General features: G+C 58.1%; 18 protein-coding genes. 11 read left to right on the forward strand and 7 right to left on the reverse strand.

From position 1 onward, the window contains the following. Positions 1–14: 14 nt before the first annotated feature. Positions 15–1133: an acetylornithine deacetylase gene (gene argE, locus BFP70_RS18230; protein ID WP_066013216.1), complete on the reverse strand. Its 1119-nt coding sequence runs from the start codon at positions 1131–1133 to the stop codon at positions 15–17. A 12-nt stretch (positions 1134–1145) separates the two neighbouring features. Continuing rightward, entirely contained in the window at positions 1146–1514 is a 369-nt protein-coding gene (locus BFP70_RS18235) for a cupin domain-containing protein (RefSeq protein WP_066013218.1), read from the reverse strand. A gap of 208 nt (positions 1515–1722) precedes the next feature. On the opposite strand from BFP70_RS18235, the gene BFP70_RS18240 reads away from it, so the two are divergent. Further along, on the forward strand, positions 1723–2388 hold the full coding sequence (locus BFP70_RS18240) for a haloacid dehalogenase type II (RefSeq protein WP_066013220.1): 666 nt from the start codon (positions 1723–1725) through the stop codon (positions 2386–2388). Between the two features lie 15 nt (positions 2389–2403). Beyond that, on the forward strand, positions 2404–3693 hold the full coding sequence (locus BFP70_RS18245; RefSeq protein ID WP_066013222.1) for an FAD-binding oxidoreductase: 1290 nt from the start codon (positions 2404–2406) through the stop codon (positions 3691–3693). 85 nt (positions 3694–3778) lie between these two features. Here the strand turns inward: BFP70_RS18245 and BFP70_RS18250 are convergent, their stop codons facing one another. Continuing rightward, the gene (locus BFP70_RS18250) at positions 3779–4780 is read right to left on the reverse strand and encodes a GNAT family N-acetyltransferase (RefSeq protein WP_176715603.1); all 1002 of its coding nucleotides are present in this window, start codon (positions 4778–4780) and stop codon (positions 3779–3781) included. Positions 4781–5028: 248 nt separating this feature from the next. Between BFP70_RS18250 and BFP70_RS18255 the strand changes: the two genes are divergently transcribed. Beyond that, a complete protein-coding gene (locus BFP70_RS18255) occupies positions 5029–6813 on the forward strand; it encodes an ABC transporter transmembrane domain-containing protein (protein WP_066013224.1) in 1785 nt (594 codons plus the stop codon). 81 nt (positions 6814–6894) lie between these two features. Here BFP70_RS18255 and BFP70_RS18260 read toward each other — a convergent pair whose 3' ends face one another. Continuing rightward, positions 6895–8874: a bifunctional 2',3'-cyclic-nucleotide 2'-phosphodiesterase/3'-nucleotidase gene (locus BFP70_RS18260; protein WP_369820224.1), complete on the reverse strand. Its 1980-nt coding sequence runs from the start codon at positions 8872–8874 to the stop codon at positions 6895–6897. A 366-nt stretch (positions 8875–9240) separates the two neighbouring features. Between BFP70_RS18260 and BFP70_RS18270 the strand changes: the two genes are divergently transcribed. From BFP70_RS18270 to BFP70_RS18300, 7 genes are all read left to right on the forward strand, one after another. Continuing rightward, positions 9241–10206, forward strand: a complete 966-nt coding sequence (locus BFP70_RS18270) for a LacI family DNA-binding transcriptional regulator (protein ID WP_066013227.1) — start codon at positions 9241–9243, stop codon at positions 10204–10206. Positions 10207–10239: 33 nt separating this feature from the next. Continuing rightward, entirely contained in the window at positions 10240–11256 is a 1017-nt protein-coding gene (locus BFP70_RS18275; protein ID WP_066013229.1) for a PotD/PotF family extracellular solute-binding protein, read from the forward strand. A gap of 96 nt (positions 11257–11352) precedes the next feature. After that, positions 11353–12174 (forward strand): ABC transporter permease, encoded by an 822-nt coding sequence (locus tag BFP70_RS18280; protein ID WP_066013231.1) that lies wholly within the window; start codon positions 11353–11355, stop codon positions 12172–12174. 4 nt (positions 12175–12178) lie between these two features. Next, a complete protein-coding gene (locus BFP70_RS18285) occupies positions 12179–12955 on the forward strand; it encodes an ABC transporter permease (RefSeq protein ID WP_066013234.1) in 777 nt (258 codons plus the stop codon). Then, positions 12948–13961: an ABC transporter ATP-binding protein gene (locus tag BFP70_RS18290; protein ID WP_066013237.1), complete on the forward strand. Its 1014-nt coding sequence runs from the start codon at positions 12948–12950 to the stop codon at positions 13959–13961. Before BFP70_RS18285 ends, BFP70_RS18290 begins: the two co-directional genes overlap by 8 nt. Beyond that, complete coding sequence (locus tag BFP70_RS18295; protein WP_066013238.1) at positions 13958–14863, forward strand: nucleoside hydrolase; 906 nt, start codon at positions 13958–13960, stop codon at positions 14861–14863. The genes BFP70_RS18290 and BFP70_RS18295 overlap by 4 nt, the downstream gene beginning before the upstream one ends. 1 nt (position 14864) lies before the next feature. Beyond that, positions 14865–16616: an adenine deaminase gene (locus tag BFP70_RS18300; RefSeq protein ID WP_255356778.1), complete on the forward strand. Its 1752-nt coding sequence runs from the start codon at positions 14865–14867 to the stop codon at positions 16614–16616. Between the two features lie 92 nt (positions 16617–16708). On the opposite strand, the gene rplT is transcribed toward BFP70_RS18300, so the two are convergent. The 3 genes from rplT to BFP70_RS18315 form a co-directional block, all read right to left on the reverse strand. Continuing rightward, positions 16709–17068 carry a 50S ribosomal protein L20 gene (rplT, locus tag BFP70_RS18305; RefSeq protein ID WP_066013242.1) on the reverse strand — a complete coding sequence of 120 codons (360 nt, stop codon included), beginning with the start codon at positions 17066–17068 and terminating at the stop codon, positions 16709–16711. A gap of 16 nt (positions 17069–17084) precedes the next feature. Further along, positions 17085–17285: a 50S ribosomal protein L35 gene (rpmI, locus tag BFP70_RS18310; protein WP_066013244.1), complete on the reverse strand. Its 201-nt coding sequence runs from the start codon at positions 17283–17285 to the stop codon at positions 17085–17087. Positions 17286–17431: 146 nt separating this feature from the next. Further along, complete coding sequence (locus BFP70_RS18315) at positions 17432–17656, reverse strand: hypothetical protein (RefSeq protein ID WP_066013245.1); 225 nt, start codon at positions 17654–17656, stop codon at positions 17432–17434. A gap of 186 nt (positions 17657–17842) precedes the next feature. Between BFP70_RS18315 and BFP70_RS18320 the strand changes: the two genes are divergently transcribed. Continuing rightward, a complete protein-coding gene (locus tag BFP70_RS18320) occupies positions 17843–18277 on the forward strand; it encodes a hypothetical protein (RefSeq protein WP_066013247.1) in 435 nt (144 codons plus the stop codon). Positions 18278–18322: the final 45 nt, after the last annotated feature.

Raw genomic sequence — 18322 nt, forward strand, 5'->3', positions numbered from 1 at the left:
CAGGATCTGCCGCGTTAATTCTGCAAATGCGCGCCCAGCGCCAATACCATTTGCGCGGCAGCCTCCAGCTCGGCTAGGGTCAGATATTCCTCGGGCCGATGGGCACGGGCAATATCCCCGGGGCCGCAGATGATCGCAGGCACGCCCGCCTGCTGGAACAACCCCGCCTCGGTGCCATAGCTGACCGCCCCCAAAGGCGCGTTGCACGACAATCGCGCGGTCAGATCAGCCAAAGGATGCGTCGGATCCAGCGCCAGGGCCGGATAGGTCGACAGCCACTGCGCCTGCACTGTCACGCCACATGCCCCCAAAATCGGTGCCATCAGGTCGCGCGGATCCACGCCTGCAATCGCGCGGGCTTCCAGCTGCGCGCAGACCCGGTCGGGGATAATATTGACCGCCTGTCCCCCGCTGACCGTTCCAATCTGCACCGAGGACCATGGCGGCGCAAAACGGTCATCATTTGGCCCGGACATCAGGTCTTGCGCCTGTGCCGCCGCCGCCGACAGGGCCGGCAAAAGCGCATGAATCGCATTCGCCCCCAGATCAGGTCGAGAGCTGTGGCCGGACTGACCGCGCGCCACCAATTGCAGCGCAGCTTTGCCCTTATGCGCCAAGACCGGGACCATGCCCGAGGGCTCTCCGATAATGGCCCCCAATGGCGGGGCGCATAGATCAGGCAGGGCCGATAGCAGATGCGGCACGCCGATACATCCGGCCTCTTCGTCATACGACAGCGCAATATGGATCGGGGCGCGCAGATCCAATGCCGCAAGCCGGGGCGCCATCGCCAGAACTGCGGCCACGAATCCTTTCATATCACATGCGCCGCGCCCGATCAGCCGATCACCGGACTGGCGCAGCACGAACGGATCGGCCTGCCATTCGGGCTCGCCCGCCGGGACCACATCCAAATGGCCGGACAGCACATATCCCGAACGCGCCCCATCCCCAATCGTTGCAAATAGATTAGATCGGTCACCCTCAGGACCTGCAATCACATGACAGGTTATGTCATGACCGGTCAGATATTCGCGGATGAAGTCGACGATATGGCCATTAGGCTGGCCGACCACACTGGCAAACCCTACCAGACGATCTAACATTTGCGCTGCTGTATATGTCTGGGTCATGATCCCCCCCTTTCAGGACGCGATGACAAAGATTTTGCGCAAGGTCTGCAGCGTTTTCCATTGTCCGACAAAGCCCGGCTTCATCACAAAACTATCGCCTGAGACAAAACGATGGGTGGCGCCGCCCTCTTCCGATATCTCGCAAACACCGGACAAGATATGGCAAAATTCAAAGGTATCGCCTTTGATTGACCGTGTGGTGCCTGGTGTTGCCTCCCATATCCCGGTACGAATTTTGCCCCATTGCGCGGCCTGTGCAAGCGCTGTGTCCAGCTCCCATGTTTGAAATTCAGGCGCGCCCGCAATCAGGCGATCTGGCGCGGCAACCGCCGTCACAGGGGGAAAACTGGGCGCGGTATCAACAGGTTTCAGGCAGGTCATCAGGGCGGTTCCTTTGCAATCAAATGATCTGCACCAATCCTTCCCCACCCGGCGCAGTCATCGGCACCGAAGATACTGCCACCACGGCATGCCCTGCTGCCCACCGCGCAGCTTTCGCAATTTCCTGCGCCAAAATCCCCAGATGCGGCAAGCTGTGTCGCCGCTTCGGCGCGACGATGTCCCTGTAACAGACCCACCGGAGACGCAGATGACATTCCGTCCGAAATTTATCACCTTTGACTGCCATGGCACGATGATCCTATTTGATATGGCGGGCGCCGCGCGTCACCATTACGCCGGCCAACTGTCGCCCGCTCAAATGGATAGCTTTATCAAGGATTTTTCGGCCTATCGCCTGGATGAGGTCCTTGGTGCGTGGAAACCCTATGCGCAGATCGTCCATAATGCGCTGGAACGCACCTGCAAACGCAACGGCGTGGCCTTCGATCCTGATGTTGCCATGGATATTTACAACCGTGTCCCAACATGGGGACCACATGCCGATGTGCCAGCCGGTTTGGCCAAGGTCGCGTCTGACATTCCACTGGTCGCCCTGACCAATTCGATGAATGACCAGATCAAACATAATATCGCCAAACTCGGCGCGCCAATCGCCCATGTGCTAACAGCAGAAAGTGCTGGCGCCTACAAACCCCAGATGCGCGCATTTGAGTATATGTTTGATACGCTGGGCTGCGGCCCTGAAGACGTTCTGCATGTCTCATCAAGCTTCCGCTATGACCTGATGACGGCGCATGATCTGGGAATCAAAAATAAGGTCTGGGTCAACCGCGGTCATGAACCTGCCAACCCCTATTACGGCTATACCGAAATTGCCGATATATCTGGTTTGGCAGGCGTGGTCGGGCTGTAACGAACGGAAACTGCGATGCAATATCTTTCCTACTGGCATGACACCGCCCCCGTATTCGACCTTGCGCAAACGCAGCCTGTGTCGGGCACATTTGATGTGGTTGTCATTGGCGCGGGGTTCACCGGTCTGAACGCTGCGCGTAAACTGGCCCGTGACGGCGTGCGCGTCGCAGTCCTAGAGGCGGCGCATATCGGCGCGGGCGGATCGGGGCGCAATGGCGGGCATCTGAACAATGGGATCGCGCATGGCTATGCCGATGCCAAAGCCCATCTGGGCGCCCAGCGCGCATATCAGCTGTATAAAGCCTATGACCGATCAATCGATATGATCGAAGATGTCATCGCCGAAGAAGGGATTGCATGCGATTTCCGCCGCTCTGGCAAGCTCAAGCTGGCGATGAAGCCCGGCCATGTTGCCGGGCTTCGCGCCAATTTTGAACTCATCCACGCAGAGGTTGACTCCGATACGCAGTTCCTAAAGGCCGATGAACTGTCAGGCGAAATCGGGTCCGATACGTTCTACGGCGGCATGTTGTATCGCAAATCCGCGATGATGCATATGGGCCGATATGTGCATGGGCTGGCCTGCGCTGCGGTGCGCCACGGCGCGACCATTTGGGAACAAGCGCCTGTAACGGGGCGCAGCCGCAATGGTATGGGTTGGCGCATCGACACCCCCCGTGGCACCGTGCAAGCGGACCGCGTTATCGTGGCTACCGGCGCCTATTCCTCACAGGTGAAATCGGCCCCCTTGGGGTATTTTCGCCGCCGCATCATCTCGGTCGGGTCATTTATCATTGCCACCCGCCCGTTGACCGATGCCGAAATCGCGGCCGCGGTGCCGGGCAATCGCACCTATGTCACCTCAATGAATATCGGGAATTATTTCCGGCTGTCGCCAGATCGGCGGTTGATTTTCGGCGGGCGGGCGCGGTTTTCTGCAACATCTGATCAACGCTCGGATGCGAAATCCGGTGAGATCCTACGCGCCTCTTTGATACAGATGTTCCCACATCTGGCGAAGGTAGAAATCGACTATTGCTGGGGCGGATTGGTAGGGATGACCAAAGACCGTTTCCCCCGCGCGGGCGAGGCAGATGGCATGATCCATGGCATGGGCTATTCCGGCCATGGGGCACAAATGTCGACCTTGATCGGGCAGGTGCTTGCCGATCTGGCGATGGGTCGCACGGATACAAACCCACTTGCCGATATGGACTGGCCCGCCGTGCCCTTATTCAGCGGCAAGCCCTGGTTCTTGCCGATGGTGGGTCTGTGGTTCGGGCTAAAGGATCGGATTTCCTGACGCAGACGCGAAAAAGATACCAATACCCAAGCCGATGACAGGGGGGATAAACCCCTGTCATCCAACGGCCCATCCCGGCAACCACCTATCCCAAGGATTGTGACGCCAAACCATAAGTTTGCGCCCCCGACATGGCGCGGCGCAACCGGCCAAAGCGCATTTCCGTGACGGTGTCATAGCTGCCCAAACCCGCTGCTGCGAGAAAGGCTGCGAAACGCTCGCTTTGCACCGCAAGGTCAAAGCGCACAAAGCGCCCCTCGCTTTGCTGCAAGAACGGCGCGCACAGCTGCATCGCCAAAGCGTCATCATCGGCCACCAGCGGCCCGATCACCTGCCCTTTGCCAAATTGCCGCAGCATTGCAAAGCCACAGATCACCCCGTCACGTTCGGCCACCACACATTCAGAAAGCGCGATCAACCGGTCCAGCAGACCCGTGCGTGCGGCACCATAGGCCCCCAGATCCAACCCATGTATCGCAGCGCGATCTGCCGCTTGCATGGGGCGCACGACCACATTTTCAGCCGCGGTTGGCGGGCGTATCGGTCGCACAAGTCCCTGATGCTGCCACACCCGGCCAACCGGCACGAAACCCGCGCTTTCATACAGACGATAGCCAGAGCGCGTCGCGCTCAGCCGCATGTCTTTGCCCAGATTGTCTTGCATCACGCGGCGCAGCAACCGGCTACCCGAGCCATAGCTTTGCAATCGCGGCGTCGTGACCATCATTCCCAGCATGGCAAAATCATCACCATGGGGGAATTGCATCACGGAACTCAGCGGGCGATTAATCTCATCCAGCGCCACAAACCCTCGTCCCTGTTCGACGATCAGCTCCAGATCATGCACCCGATGCGGCCAGAACACGCTGACGGTCAGCTCGTGCAACAAGGCGACCTTGGACGCGTCGACCGGTTCGATCCGCGCCTTGTAGCTATCCACCTGCAACCAATCGCTATGGGTGGCAGGGGCTTCGCGGTTCATAAAGGCATCGTGGCGGGCCAGCGCCTCTGACGGCATCGTCTGTTCATAATGGCTTGCGCCGCCCGCGCTGCTGTGCGCCTTACCGCCCTGCATATTCGACATCATTTCATTGCCTTTGTCATCCGTCACCGCAGGTCGCACCTGGGCCTTGCCTGCCCCCACTATGCATCACCGGCCAAGGTTATTTCTACCGTATCTGCCCCTGATGCAGTGGTTTGTGCCGTTCCCAGTCCCCGGGCTATAGCACTAAAGTCCCCCAATACGCGACCAAGCGCCGCAATTTTTGATGCAATCTTGGCTTGCCCCACATAAGGCGCGCCCCTAAACGGGAAGAGAATTCCAAAGGGGGACCTATGGCCCGCAGACCGCAATCGCAGTTGGAAGACCGACCCACGACGAAAAAAATCGGGGCGCTACGAGGGTTGGCGCCTTTTGTGGCCCCCTATAAAGGGCTGGCCATTGCCGCGATCATGGCGCTTGTGCTGACCGCGTCCATCTCATTGATCTTGCCGCTGGCAGTGCGCCGTGTGGTCGATGGGTTCCAACAAGGGGCCGAATTGCTGGACCAATATTTTGGCGCAGCTTTGGTGATTACCGCGCTTTTGGCGGTTGGAACGGGCGCGCGCTATGCGCTGGTGACACGCTTCGGAGAACGTGTGGTGGCCGATATCCGCAAGGCAGTTTTTGACCGTGTCATCGCGATGTCCCCTGCCTTTTACGAGAAAATCCTGACCGGCGAAATCATCTCACGCATCACCACGGACACAACCTTGATCCTATCGGTGATCGGGTCATCCGTATCGGTGGCACTGCGCAATATGCTGATCTTCCTAGGCGGATTGGCGATGTTGCTGTTCACCTCTGCCAAATTGACGGGGCTGGTGCTACTGATCGTGCCTGCGGTTATCGTCCCGATTGTTGTTTTGGGGCGGCGCTTGCGGGGGCTGTCGCGCGAAAACCAGGATTGGATTGCCTCTTCCTCTGGCTCTGCCTCCGAAGCATTGCTTTCGGCGCAGACCATTCAGGCCTTCACCCATGAACACCCCACACAGGCGCGCTTCTCTGACGTGACCGAGAAAAGCTTTGACGCGGCGCGCCGCCGGATCACAACCCGCGCGATCATGACCGTGATCGTGATCTTTTTGATCTTTTCTGGTGTGGTTGGCGTGTTGTGGGTAGGCGCGCGCGATGTTCGCATGGGTATGATGTCCGTCGGAGAGCTGGTGCAATTCGTCATCTACGCGGTAATGGTTGCGGGCTCTGTCGGGGCGCTGTCAGAAATCTGGGGGGAACTGCAACGGGCCGCAGGCGCCACCGAACGTCTGGTGGAACTTCTACAAACCGAAGATACGGTGACAGACCCCGCGCATCCGATGCCACTGCCAAATCCTGCCCTTGGCGCGATCACATTTGAGGATGTGACATTCCACTATCCGTCGCGGCCGCAGACCTCGGCATTGAACCATGTGTCATTGGATATTGCCGCCGGCGAAACCGTGGCGATTGTTGGCCCGTCAGGCTCTGGCAAAACCACGATCATCCAGATGATTCAGCGGTTTTGGGATCCTGAAACCGGCCGCGTGTTGATTGACGGTCTGGATCTGAAGGCAATGGCCCGTGCCGATTTCCGCAAGGCCGTCGCGTTGGTGCCACAAGATCCGGTGATTTTCGCAGCCTCAGCCCGCGACAACATCCGCTTTGGCCGTCCCGGCGCCACAGATGCCGACGTCGAGGCCGCGGCCCGCGCCGCCCATGCGTGGGATTTCTTGAATGCCCTGCCCGATGGTATGGACAGCTATGTCGGGGAACGCGGTGTGATGTTATCTGGCGGGCAAAAGCAACGTGTGGCAATCGCGCGCGCGATTTTGCGCGACGCTCCGATCCTGTTGCTGGATGAGGCGACCTCGGCGCTTGATGCGGCCTCGGAACAGGCGGTGCAGGCGGCGGTAGATCAACTGTCGCGCAACCGCACAACGATCATCGTCGCGCATCGTCTGGCAACGGTGAAAAAAGCAGACCGGATCATTGTATTAGAAGATGGGCGCATTGCCGCACAGGGCAGCCATGACCAATTGGTGGCCCAAGGCGGACTTTATGCCGAATTGGCCAAGCTGCAATTCACCGATGGCAGCATTTGATATCTGATCTGGGCTGTCACCTGCCATAGCGGGTGACAGCCTGTTTCATCGTCCAAGCCTTCCTTCCGGACCACCGCGACGTTACAATGAGATCCGATATAGGGCGAACCCGTCTTCGGCATCACCTGCATCGCTGATCTGCACCCCCGCAACATCGCCGATAAAATCCCGCCCCGCCGGGCCAGACGCAAATGTGACGCTGGTATCTGGCAATGGCCGGAACCGCCAATTGCCATCTGCCGATGGGTTGATCGTGCCTTGATCTTGGATAAATCGCACGATGATGTCGCGATTGGTGTCAGGTCCTTCAAAGACAATCTTGGAACTGTCGATACCGGGGAAGTGACCACCGCCCCCCGCCCGGTAATTATTTGATGCCACGATGAACTCCTGATCGGGGTTAATCGGTTTGCCCTGATACATCAAATCCACGATCCGGGCGCCGTCGCTGATGATCTGGCCGTCATTATCATATTTCGCGCTCTGGCTAAGATCGATCTGATAGGTCACGCCATCAATCACATCAAAATTATACGATGGAAAATCCGGATTTAGTAGCGGCGCATCCTGTGCGCCTGGCGTGATCTGATTGAACGCCCCTGCCGAGCGCTCCAACCATTCACGCACCGTCGCCCCGGTAACTTTTACCGCGCGGAATGTATTTGGGTACAGATACAGATCCGCGACGTTTTTGATGGCAACCGGGCCGGTGTCCACATTGGTGTAATAGTCCGGACCACCGCGGCCACCGCATTTAAAAGGTGCGGCAGCCGACAGGATTGGCAGATCTGCAAAGGCGGTTTCCTTCAACATCTGAGCGGCATACCACGATTGCGCCTGTGACACGATTTGCACCGAAGGATCATCCGCAACCAATGCGAAATAGCTGTAAAGTGGGGCCGAAGTTTCGCCCACCGCCTCGCGCACATAGGCCAAGGTTGCGGCGTGATCGGCGGCAATCGCATCCACCACGGCAGCTGTGCTATCGACGATAGGAACTGCCTTACGGTCAATGCGGTCATAAATCGGGCGCGCTTCGCTGGTGTGGCGCGTAATTGTCCAGCCCTGAGCGCGCTTTTCCAGCATCAGGTCGATCAACCCCATATGCGACCCCCAGAACCCGGCCATAACGGCAGGCTTACCCATCAGCGTGCCGGCCTTGGCGTCCACGCCTTCGATATCAGCATAGTCGGGGCCGGGCAGAACCCGGTGATGATGCCCGGTCAGCACCACGTCGATCCCGTCAACCCCGGCGACATGCAGCGCCGCGTTCTCCATGCCCGGTGTATATTCAGCGCCATCAATCCCGGTATGGGCCAGGGCAATGATCAGATCCGCCCCTTCGGATTTCATCTTCGGAACATAGGCCTGCGCGGCTTCCACGATGTCGCGGGTGACGACCTTACCGGCCAGATGCGCCTCGTCCCATTGCACAATCTGCGGCGGCACAAAGCCAATATAGCCGATCTTGAGCAAATGCTCTGTGCCAGCGCCATCCAGCAGCGTCTTTTCCACAATCAAATAGGGCGCGATCAACGTGTCATCGTCCAACGGATCCGCGCCCAGCGCGTTGCCTTTCACCACATTGGCATTGACGAATGGGAAATTCGCCCCTTTCAACGAGGCCTGAAGAAAGTCCAAACCATAGTTGAATTCGTGATTGCCCAATGTCGCGCAATCATAGCCTAACAGGTTCATCGCCCGAAACATCGGATGCGCGTCGCTTTCAACACCCTTTTGCAGCGCGATGTAATCGCCCAGCGGATTGCCCTGTAGCAGGTCACCATTGTCCAACAGGATGGCGTTTCCAGCTTGGGCGCGAATATCTGCGATCAAGGTCGCCGTGCGCGCAAGGCCTTGCGTGTCATCCGGGCGGTCGCCGTAATAATCATAGGGATCAATCGCAACATGCAGATCCGTGGTTTCAATCAGTCGCAGATGAATCTGCCCGGCGCTGGCATGCGCTTTGAACGGATGTGCCGCCACCAACCCGACAGCCGCCGACGCATTCAAAAAGAAACGCCGTGACATTTTCATGCCCTGATCTGATCGCCCCATCATATTTTCTTCCTTTGCTCTTGATGCCTGATGCATCGCCTGTCACGCCATAGCCCGTCACGCATGGAACTGTTTCGCACAATGGCGACAGCCGCATGGCGCAGCGCAAGGCAACGCGGCGTCAGCGCCATCACGAAACCGCGACCTGCCATTTTACCGGGCAGTCAGATTTTCTGCGCCACCTGAAAACCAACACCCCACACCATGCCAGTTTGTTGATTTCTCGTGCAGACACAGATCCCCACTGCCAAGACGCCCAAAATACAGGCAATCAAACATTCCAGATAGAATTCGGTGATTAATCGTTTAATTCGTCATTGACGGCATAAAAATGCGCAGGTTAATCGTTTCACCATCAAGGAGTGTCACATGGCCAGTTTGCAAAAAATCGCCAATGACATGGGTGTGTCCATTGCCACCGTGTCAAATGCGCTGACGGGAAAGGGCCGCGTCTCGCAAGAGCTGGTGACACGTATCCGCGCGCATGCGGCTGCCCTTGGCTACCGTCCCAGCACGGCCGCGCGTGCCTTGAAATCCGGTCAAAGCGGTATTTTGGGGTTGGTAATGCCTGATCTGACCAATCCGCTGTTTCCGCGCATCGCGCAAAACCTGTCCATCGCCGCCGAGGCAAGGGGCTTGGGCATTTTGATCGGGGATTCTCGCGGGGATGCCGATAGGCAAGATGAAGCGATCTCTCGTTTGGTGGATCGCGGTGTGGATGGCGTGATGATCGTGCCGCAAAAAGGCACATCCCCGGCTGCGCCAAGCATACCAACCATTATTATCAACACCGCCTCTGACCCGCGCACCACGGTTTCGGCCGATCATATCGGCGGCGGGCGCCAGCTGGGCGCGCATATCGCAGCCCTTGGCCACCGTCAGGCGATTTTGCTGGGCGGGGATGCCGTATCAGATGTGCAGCGTGATCGTATTCGTGGCATGATTGATGGGCTGGGCAATACGATCTGTCCACATATCGCATGGGGCGAGGCAGGCATCGCCACCCTGCCCGCGCTTGTGGCCAAAGGCGCGACGGCTGTTTTGGCCACCTCTGATCTTCTCGCGCTGAGCGCGCATTCGTGCCTGACACGCGCGGGGCTGTCTGTGCCGGGCGATGTCAGCCTATCTGGTTTTGACGATTTGCCCCTGGGCCTGGCGATGTATCCGGCACTGACCACCGTCGCCCAAGATGTCGCAACCATTGCCGAACATGCGCTGAATGTGCTGACCAAGATGATCGCCCAACACGAGCTGCCGCCGCATGGTCTCTCTGTGCCCATGCAATTGATCGAGCGCCAGTCCACGGCGCCTCCGGGCAATTCACTCTTACGCTGACTGATAAAAAACGACCCAACAAGGAGCTGAACGATGAAATCCACCCTTTCCATTCTGGCCGTAAGCTGCGCTATGGGCTCTGCCGCGATGGCAGCGGATAGAACGCTGACCATCTCGGTTTATTCCTTTGCACAAGATGAATATAAAGAAGCGCTGTATGACCCGTTTGAGGCAATCTGCGGCTGCGATGTCGTCGTTGAAACCGGCAATAGCGTTGAAAGAATGGCAAAGATTGAAGCCAATGCCGCTGATCCGGTGATCGACATGGCCGTGATTTCAACGCAAGACGCGCTGACATTGGCCCGTAAGGATCTGATCGCGCCGTTGGACCCGGCCAAGCTGACAAATTTTGACAAGCTGTATGACACAGCCAAAGACCCGATCGGCGATCACATGGCGGTTGGCTACACCTATTACGCGAGCTCGATCGTCTATCGCTCCGACTTGGTGGAAATTGACAGCTGGGGCGATCTGCTGGGTGAGGAACTGGCTGGTCAGGTTGCGCTGCCCAATATCACCGGGACCCAAGGCCCGCTGACCGTGATGATGCTGGGCAAAGCCCTCGACGCGGGCACCGATCTTGCCCCCGTCATCACCGAAATCGGCGCACATGCCGATGATATCGTTACATTCTACTCTCGCTCATCCGAGCTGGTGCAGCTGATGAACCAAGAAGAAGTCATCGCCGCACCCGTTGGCCGGTTCGCTTGGGGCAGTTTTGAAAAATCATCGCTGCCCTTCGCATGGGCCACCCCCAAAGAGGGCCAGGCCGGCGGTATGAATGTCATGGTGATGACCAAGAACAACGGCAATGAAGATCTGGCCTATCAGTTCATGGATTACTGGCTGTCCACCGAGGTTCAGACCAAGGTTGCACAGATGCTGGTCGACAGCCCCGCCAATAAGGACGTGGTTGTCAGCGATGAGATTGCAAAAAACCTGACATACGGCGCCGATGTCATCAACGCGCTCAATATCATGCCCGCAGCCGAGATTGTCGATAACCGCGCCGCATGGGTCGAACAATGGAACACCGAGGTGATCCAGTAACAGCGACAACCTTTGGCGCGTTCGGGGGCTGGTGTCCCGCCCCCCCAGAACGCGCCAGATGTGCCTTTTATCCGATCCCAAACGGGGGCTTTCACTATGTTCCGCAATAGGCGCGAAGGGCTAGCGCTGGCGCTGCCCGCTGCGATTTTCTCAACGCTTTTGTTCCTTGTCCCTGTCGCAATCCTACTGTCAGAAGCCTTCCGCTCTGACACCGGGTTTTCGCTGCAAGGCTATGTTGATTTCTTCGCCTCTCCGCTCAATCGCAGTGTCTTTTTGCGCACGTTGAAACTGGGCGTCCTGGTTGCAGGCTCGGCCGCGATCATTGGCTATGCAGCTGCTTTTTGCATTGTGAACCTGCCAGGAAAAGCACGCGGCACGGTGTTTGGTATGGTGGTCTTACCATTGATGATTTCACCCGTGGCGCGCACCTATGCGTGGATCGTAATTCTGGGCCGCACTGGGATCGTCAATGATGCCATCGTGGGGCTTGGGCTATCTGCCTCTCCGATCCGGTTGCTTTTCACCGAAACCGCCGTGTTCCTTGGTCTGTTGCAACTGTTTCTGCCGTTGATGATCATCAGCCTTGTCTCTGCGATGGAAAACATCCCCCGCGATGTCATCCCTGCGGCGCGGGTTTTGGGCGCAAGCTGGCTGAACGTGTTTTTCAAAGTGATCTTACCGCTGACCAAAGAGGGGCTGGTGATTGGCGGCACCCTTGTCTTCACAGGCGCGTTGACCGCCTATATCACCCCGGCGATCCTTGGCGGGTCCAAAGTGCTGATGCTGGAAACCTTGCTGTATCAGAAGGTAAATGTTTCCAATGATTTCGTCTCGGCCAGTGTCATCGCTATGATCCTGATCGCAATGTCATTCGCCGCCAATCTGGTGTTGAAACGCATCGCCACGGCCCGGAGCTAACATCATGCGACATTTTGCAAATTGGGGCATCCTGGGCCTGACCTTGATCTTCTTGATCGGCCCGTTTGTCATCATCATTCTGGCCGGGGCCTCTGCCGGGCCGAACCTGGCCTTCCCGCCCGAAGGCCTGTCGTTGAAATGGTATGCCAAGGTCTTCACCATCGAAAGCTTCCGCGCCAGTTTTGTGCTGTCGATGGCGCTGGCGGTCTTTGGCACAATCACCGCGCTGGTGTTGGGTATTCCCGCCGCCTATGCACTTAATCGGTATGACCTGCCCGGGGCAGAAACGATCCGCACCATCGTGGCCGCCCCGATCATCGTGCCCGGCATCATCGTCGGCCTAGCCCTGCTGCGCTATGTCGTGGTGCCGATGAATGTGACCGTAACCGTGGCGCTGTTCATGGCACATACCGCGCTGGTGCTGCCCTATGCAGTGCGTGTTGTGTCCTCCTCTATGCATAACCTGCGGGCCGATATGGAAGAGGCGGCGGTGTTGCTGGGCTGTAGCCGAATGCAGGCCTTTACCAAGGTCGTGCTGCCCAATATCCGCGGCGGAGTTCTGGCCGCCTTTATCCTTGGGTTTGTAACCTCGTTCAATCAGGTGCCTGTGTCGCTGTTCCTATCGGGGCCAGGCGTGCGCACCCTGCCAATTGATATGCTGGCCTATATGGAGATCACCTTCGATCCCTCTATTGCCGCGCTTTCGGCGCTTCTGGCCTTTATGTCGCTCGCTATTGTTTTTGTCGCTGAACGCCTGTTGGGATTTTCTCGTTATGTCTGACACCTTTGTGCAACTTACTGATCTGACGCTGACATATGGCAAAAACATCGCGGTGCCTGCGTTGAACCTGTCGATCCGGGAAGGGGAGCTAATCGCGCTTTTGGGTCCGTCGGGCTGCGGCAAAACCACCACGATGCGCGCCATTGCCGGGCTGTTGGCACCCGCCTCTGGCAGCATTCATATCGATGGGCGCGATGTCACTCGCCTTGCCGCCAATAAACGCGGCATCGGGCTGGTGTTCCAATCCTATGCATTGTTTCCGCATCTGAACGCGTTTGAAAATGTGGCTTTTGGGCTGCGGTTGCAAAAATTGCCCGAAGCGGAGATCAAATCGCGCACGGAACAGGGCATGGCAACCGTCGGACTGTCCGGGTTTGAGGGCCGCAAACCTGCCGAGATGTCGGGCGGACAACAACAGCGTCTGGCCTTAGCCAGATCCCTGGTGATGCGCCCCAAAGTGCTGTTGCTTGATGAGCCATTGTCGAACCTTGATGCGCGGCTGCGGTTGGAAATGCGCACCGAATTGCAGCGCGTTCAAAAAGAAACCGGCGTGACGATGGTCTTTGTCACCCATGATCAGGCCGAAGCCCTGGCGCTCGCGGATCGGATTGTTTTGATGCAGCAAGGAAAAATCGAGCAGCTTGGCACACCCGCGCAGCTATATGCTCAGCCTGAAACCGCCTTCGCCGCCGAATTCATGGGGTTTGAGAATATCTTCAAAGTGGCCGGCGATAGCGTACAAAATGATCATGGCAGCCTGCCGCTGGGCTATCGCCCGGACAGTGCGATACTGGCGTGGCGCCCAGATGGCGTGAGAGTGGGCCAAGGGCCGCATCAAGGCCGGGTGACCGCATGCAGTTTCGCCGGTGGACATCGGGAATATGTCATCGACAGCGCGCTTGGTCCGGTGAAAGCCAATGCTGATATCGCCCTGCCCGAAGCGCAGATCGGCGACAGCCTTTCATTTGATTTGCCCCAGGCAACTGCACGGCCGCTGCGCGCATGAGCCTGTGGGTCGATACAGACTACGGGTTTGACGATCTGTGGGCGCTGCTGTTGCTGCGCCATGCAAAATGCGCGGTTGCTGGAATTTCTTTGGTGGCGGGCAATGCGACGTTGGATCGGGTGATTGCCAATGCACAGGGCGCGGCGTTGGCCTATGGCATTGACGCGCCGCTTTATGCGGGTGCGGCCACACCACTTCGCCGGGATCAAGAGACCGCAGAACGGATCCTTGGGCCACAAGGGATGACCAGCCGTGGCCGTTTTTTGCCCCGGTCCAACGACGCGCCCCCCCCCCGTGATGGGGTGGCGGCATTGGCGCAATGGTTGATGGCCCCGACCGCCACACGTCAGGTGCTTGCGTTAGGCCCCCTGACGAATATCGCGCTTTTGGTGCAACGCTTTCCACAAGCCGCTGCCCGGATCACACGTCTGGTATGGATGGGGGGCAGTAACGGGCCGGGCAATCACTCGGCCATGGCGGAGTTCAACGCGCTGGCCGACCCAGAGGCGCTGGATCAGGTCGTGCGCGCGGCGGTGCCCTTGGATATCGTAGACCTCAGCTTTTGCAGGCAGGTGCGCTTTGGACCGGCCGATATGCCCATATGCGATCCGCTGACCGCCGATCTTCTGGGGGGGTATTTGGATATTGGTCTGTCACGCGGGCGCGATGGCATGGCGATCTATGATCCGCTTGCCGCGCTGGCGATCACCGCGCCGCAGCTGATGCGGTTTGAACGTTACCGGATGAAGGTTTCGCTGCGCGTCGATGACAGCTACGGCGCGACAACATTCCTCGCCGATCCTGCAGGCCCTGTGCGGCTTGCAACCCTGCCCTCGCCCATATGCGCGCGCAGCTGTCTGGACGCCCTAAGAACGGAAAAACACCATGGCCTTTCCCACTGACATGAACGATCCGGCCCTGCGCGCACATGCGGTCAAAGCCGCCCGAGGCCAGGCCGAATTCGACCTGTTGGTACGAAATGCGCAGATAATGGATATGGTAACGGGCCGGCTGCGTGCCGTGGATATCGGCGTGGTTGGTCCGCTGATTGCCAGCGTTCACCCGCATGACCCCATGCGCAAAGCCGCACAAGAGGTTGATGCATTGGGGGAAACCGTCGTTCCAGGGCTGATCGACACCCATATGCATGTCGAAAGTTCAATGGTCACAGCGGCGCAATATGCTGCCGCCGTTGTGCCGCGTGGCGTGACCACGGCCATGTGGGATCCACATGAACTGGCCAATGTCGCAGGTGAAGCCGGCATGGCCTATGCCTGTGATGTTGCTCAGGATCTGCCGCTACGGTTGCTGCCATTGGTGCCAACCTGTGTGCCCTCTGCCCCCGGATATGAGGCCAGCGGGGGTAATTTCACTGCCCAAACCGTGGCCAAATGGCTGGCCCGCGATGATACCTATGGCGCAGCCGAGCTGATGACCATGCAACCGCTTCTGGATGGCAATCCCCGTGTAACCGGAATTGTCACCGCAGGGCTGACGAGCGGCAAGCGCGTCTGCGGCCATGGTCGGGGTCTTACAGGCGGCGATCTTGCCGCGTTCGCAGCCGCCGGGGTCGAAACTGATCATGAACTGACCAGCGCAGACGATCTTCTGGCTAAGCTGGAAGCCGGATTTACGATTGAGCTTCGCGGATCCCACGCGCATTTGCTGCCTGAATTTTGCCGCGCAATATCGGATCTGGGCGCGCTGCCGCAGACTGTGACGCTTTGCACCGATGATGTATTCCCCGATGATTTGCTAAACGATGGCGGGCTGGATGCGGTGGTGCGCAAGCTGATCACCTGTGGCCTCCCCCCCCTTTGGGCCTATCGCGCGGCAACGTTCAACGCAGCCAACCGGATCGGGCGGCCTGATCTGGGACTGATCGCGCCGGGGCGGCGTGCAGATATGGTTATCTTGTCGGATCTGGAGAATGTGCAAGCCCGCGTTGTAATCACGAACGGCCAAATCACCGCCACAGATGGCACGCTGTGCCAAACGCCTGTCGCCAAACCCGTCCCGCTTGCGTTGTGCGATACGATGCGTCTTGCGCTCCTGTCCCCGCATGATTTTCAGGTGCCGGCCACCGGCGCATCGGCGCGTATCGCCACCTTGTCGAAACCCCGCTTCCCCGAATGGGGACAGCGCGACGTCGCGGTGCACAATGGCGTGCTATGCCTACCCAACGATATGATCCGCATGGCGGTGATCAATCGGCACGGTGCCAACACGCCTGCACGCGTTGCCTTTTTGGAAAATTGGGGCCAATGGCGCGGCGCATTTGCCAGTAGCATTTCACATGATAGCCACAACCTGACGGTTTTCGGCCGAGATCCCTCTGACATGGCCGCCGCAGCCAATGCCGTGCGCCAGGCAGGCGGCGGCGTGGCCGTGGCGACCCAAGGACAGGTTATCGCCTGCCTGCCATTGCCCCTTGCCGGGTTGATCAGTGATGCACCACTGGATCAAATTGCCGGTGACTTCGCAGCCCTGCGCAGCGCCTTGGATGCGTTGGTCGACTGGCAACCGCCCTATCTGGTGTTCAAGGCGCTGTTTGGGGCGTCATTGGTATGCAATGCCGGGCCGCGGCTCAGCGATGTCGGGTTGGTCGATGTGTTTGGTCAGACTGTTCTGGACAGCTGCATTATCGCGCCATAGCATCCTATAACCGGCACCACTGACCCTACCAAAACGAAAAACCCCGCTCCGTTTCCGGCGCGGGGTTCTTGATAGTCTTACGTCAAGGACGATTATGCTGCAGCTTTCGCCTGTGCAACAATCGCGTTGAACGCTTCGGGCTCATGCACGGCCAGATCTGCAAGAACCTTACGGTCCACTTCGATACCGGCTTTGGTGAGCAGGTTGATGAACTTCGAATAGCTCAATTCGGCATCGACATTGCGCACTGCAGCGTTGATACGCTGGATCCACAGCGAGCGGAAATTACGCTTACGCTGTTTACGGTCGCGGGTCGCATATTGGTTCGCTTTGTCGACAGCCTGAGTGGCTGTGCGGAAGTTGCGCGAACGCGAGCTGTAGTAACCTTTGGCGGCCTTAAGAATTTTCTTATGGCGGGCGTGGGTGACTTTACCTGATTTAACGCGTGACATAGTTCAGTCTCCCCGATCAGCGGTTATACGGCATGTATTTTTTGACGATCTTCTCGTCGGCATCGCACAGCACCATGGTGCCAGCAGTGTCGCGAATGAATTTCGTCGAACGTTTGATCATGCCGTGGCGTTTGCCAGCGTGACCGACTTTGACCTTGCCACTCGCGGTAAATTTGAACCGCTTTTTGGCTGCGGATTTTGTCTTCATCTTGGGCATTTCCGTCTCCTTTGCAGGGGGTTTACGCGCGACTCGGCATGCCACTGAGGCCGGCCGCACGGGCTTAGAGCGCGGCTTCTAGGAAGGATTGCGCCTTATGGCAAGGGAAAAACGCGCGGTCATGGCAGAATTGATGTCCACCGTGGTCAATTCAGAAAATTCGCCAGCACACGCGCAAAGACTTCGGGCACCTGCTGTGCCGAATAGCCGCCGGGTTTGGACATCACGGCCATCAAGATCATGCCACCGCCGACCATCACCGCAATTGCCGCTGCGCGCGGAGGGCGGCTGTCCGAAAACGCCGAAATGACAGCTGGAATCGCGAAAGCCGCGACGATCAGGCCAAATACCAGAAACAGGTCACTATCCATCTTCACGTCCGAAATATGATCCTATGAACAAAGAATACTACGATTAACCTTTGAGTTACCACTGCAATCCGTTGGCAGATCCGCGCAAATTGCCCAAGGGTGCGCAACACCGGAACATTGCGGCGATTTTGGCAAAACATTAACCCAACCATGGTTGGATGCCCAAAATTTAAGGAGCATAATACCATGGCCGCCACCCTGCATCGAAATGAGCCCGTCTTGCCTAACTGGGTGGTCTGGGGGCTTGGCCCGGGGGCAATCGTAACGGTCATCGGCCTTTTCTATCTGGTATGGAACAATCAATTCGCCGCCCCGGCCGCCTATCTGTTCAACACCCCAACACAAGAGGTCGAAGCAGGCTACTGCCTTGCCGCGTTTCAGCAGGTGCAAACCGGTGTGTCCGGCGCAGGTAATTTTATCTCGGAGGGGCAACAATTTTGGATCAAACGATTGGGCAGCTTTGACAGCGACTTTTCTAAATCCGCTGTTTCTGGCCGTGCCGCACTTGGCCGTGATTTGCAAAAAATCCAGGGGCGAGAGCGCGAGTGGATCCGCGAGGTCGTGGTGCAATGCGGCGATAAATCACTAAATTACGGTGCGAAATATTCCAGCTTCGACTAGGCCACTCCCACTTTCACGGCGGCACCCATCGGCGTAAATGCGTCG

It is taken from the genome of Thioclava sp. SK-1 (assembly GCF_001705665.1).
GTDB lineage: Bacteria > Pseudomonadota > Alphaproteobacteria > Rhodobacterales > Rhodobacteraceae > Thioclava.

Bases quoted from the DNA above. Each gene is read 5' to 3' on its own strand.
- argE (WP_066013216.1), bottom strand. From the start codon at position 1,133: ATGACCCAGACATATACAGCAGCGCAAATGTTAGATCGTCTGGTAGGG.
- BFP70_RS18235 (WP_066013218.1), bottom strand. From the start codon at position 1,514: ATGACCTGCCTGAAACCTGTTGATACCGCGCCCAGTTTTCCCCCTGTG.
- BFP70_RS18240 (WP_066013220.1), top strand. From the start codon at position 1,723: ATGACATTCCGTCCGAAATTTATCACCTTTGACTGCCATGGCACGATG.
- BFP70_RS18245 (WP_066013222.1), top strand. From the start codon at position 2,404: ATGCAATATCTTTCCTACTGGCATGACACCGCCCCCGTATTCGACCTT.
- BFP70_RS18250 (WP_176715603.1), bottom strand. From the start codon at position 4,780: ATGATGTCGAATATGCAGGGCGGTAAGGCGCACAGCAGCGCGGGCGGC.
- BFP70_RS18255 (WP_066013224.1), top strand. From the start codon at position 5,029: ATGGCCCGCAGACCGCAATCGCAGTTGGAAGACCGACCCACGACGAAA.
- BFP70_RS18260 (WP_369820224.1), bottom strand. From the start codon at position 8,874: ATGATGGGGCGATCAGATCAGGGCATGAAAATGTCACGGCGTTTCTTT.
- BFP70_RS18270 (WP_066013227.1), top strand. From the start codon at position 9,241: ATGGCCAGTTTGCAAAAAATCGCCAATGACATGGGTGTGTCCATTGCC.
- BFP70_RS18275 (WP_066013229.1), top strand. From the start codon at position 10,240: ATGAAATCCACCCTTTCCATTCTGGCCGTAAGCTGCGCTATGGGCTCT.
- BFP70_RS18280 (WP_066013231.1), top strand. From the start codon at position 11,353: ATGTTCCGCAATAGGCGCGAAGGGCTAGCGCTGGCGCTGCCCGCTGCG.
- BFP70_RS18285 (WP_066013234.1), top strand. From the start codon at position 12,179: ATGCGACATTTTGCAAATTGGGGCATCCTGGGCCTGACCTTGATCTTC.
- BFP70_RS18290 (WP_066013237.1), top strand. From the start codon at position 12,948: ATGTCTGACACCTTTGTGCAACTTACTGATCTGACGCTGACATATGGC.
- BFP70_RS18295 (WP_066013238.1), top strand. From the start codon at position 13,958: ATGAGCCTGTGGGTCGATACAGACTACGGGTTTGACGATCTGTGGGCG.
- BFP70_RS18300 (WP_255356778.1), top strand. From the start codon at position 14,865: ATGAACGATCCGGCCCTGCGCGCACATGCGGTCAAAGCCGCCCGAGGC.
- rplT (WP_066013242.1), bottom strand. From the start codon at position 17,068: ATGTCACGCGTTAAATCAGGTAAAGTCACCCACGCCCGCCATAAGAAA.
- rpmI (WP_066013244.1), bottom strand. From the start codon at position 17,285: ATGCCCAAGATGAAGACAAAATCCGCAGCCAAAAAGCGGTTCAAATTT.
- BFP70_RS18315 (WP_066013245.1), bottom strand. From the start codon at position 17,656: ATGGATAGTGACCTGTTTCTGGTATTTGGCCTGATCGTCGCGGCTTTC.
- BFP70_RS18320 (WP_066013247.1), top strand. From the start codon at position 17,843: ATGGCCGCCACCCTGCATCGAAATGAGCCCGTCTTGCCTAACTGGGTG.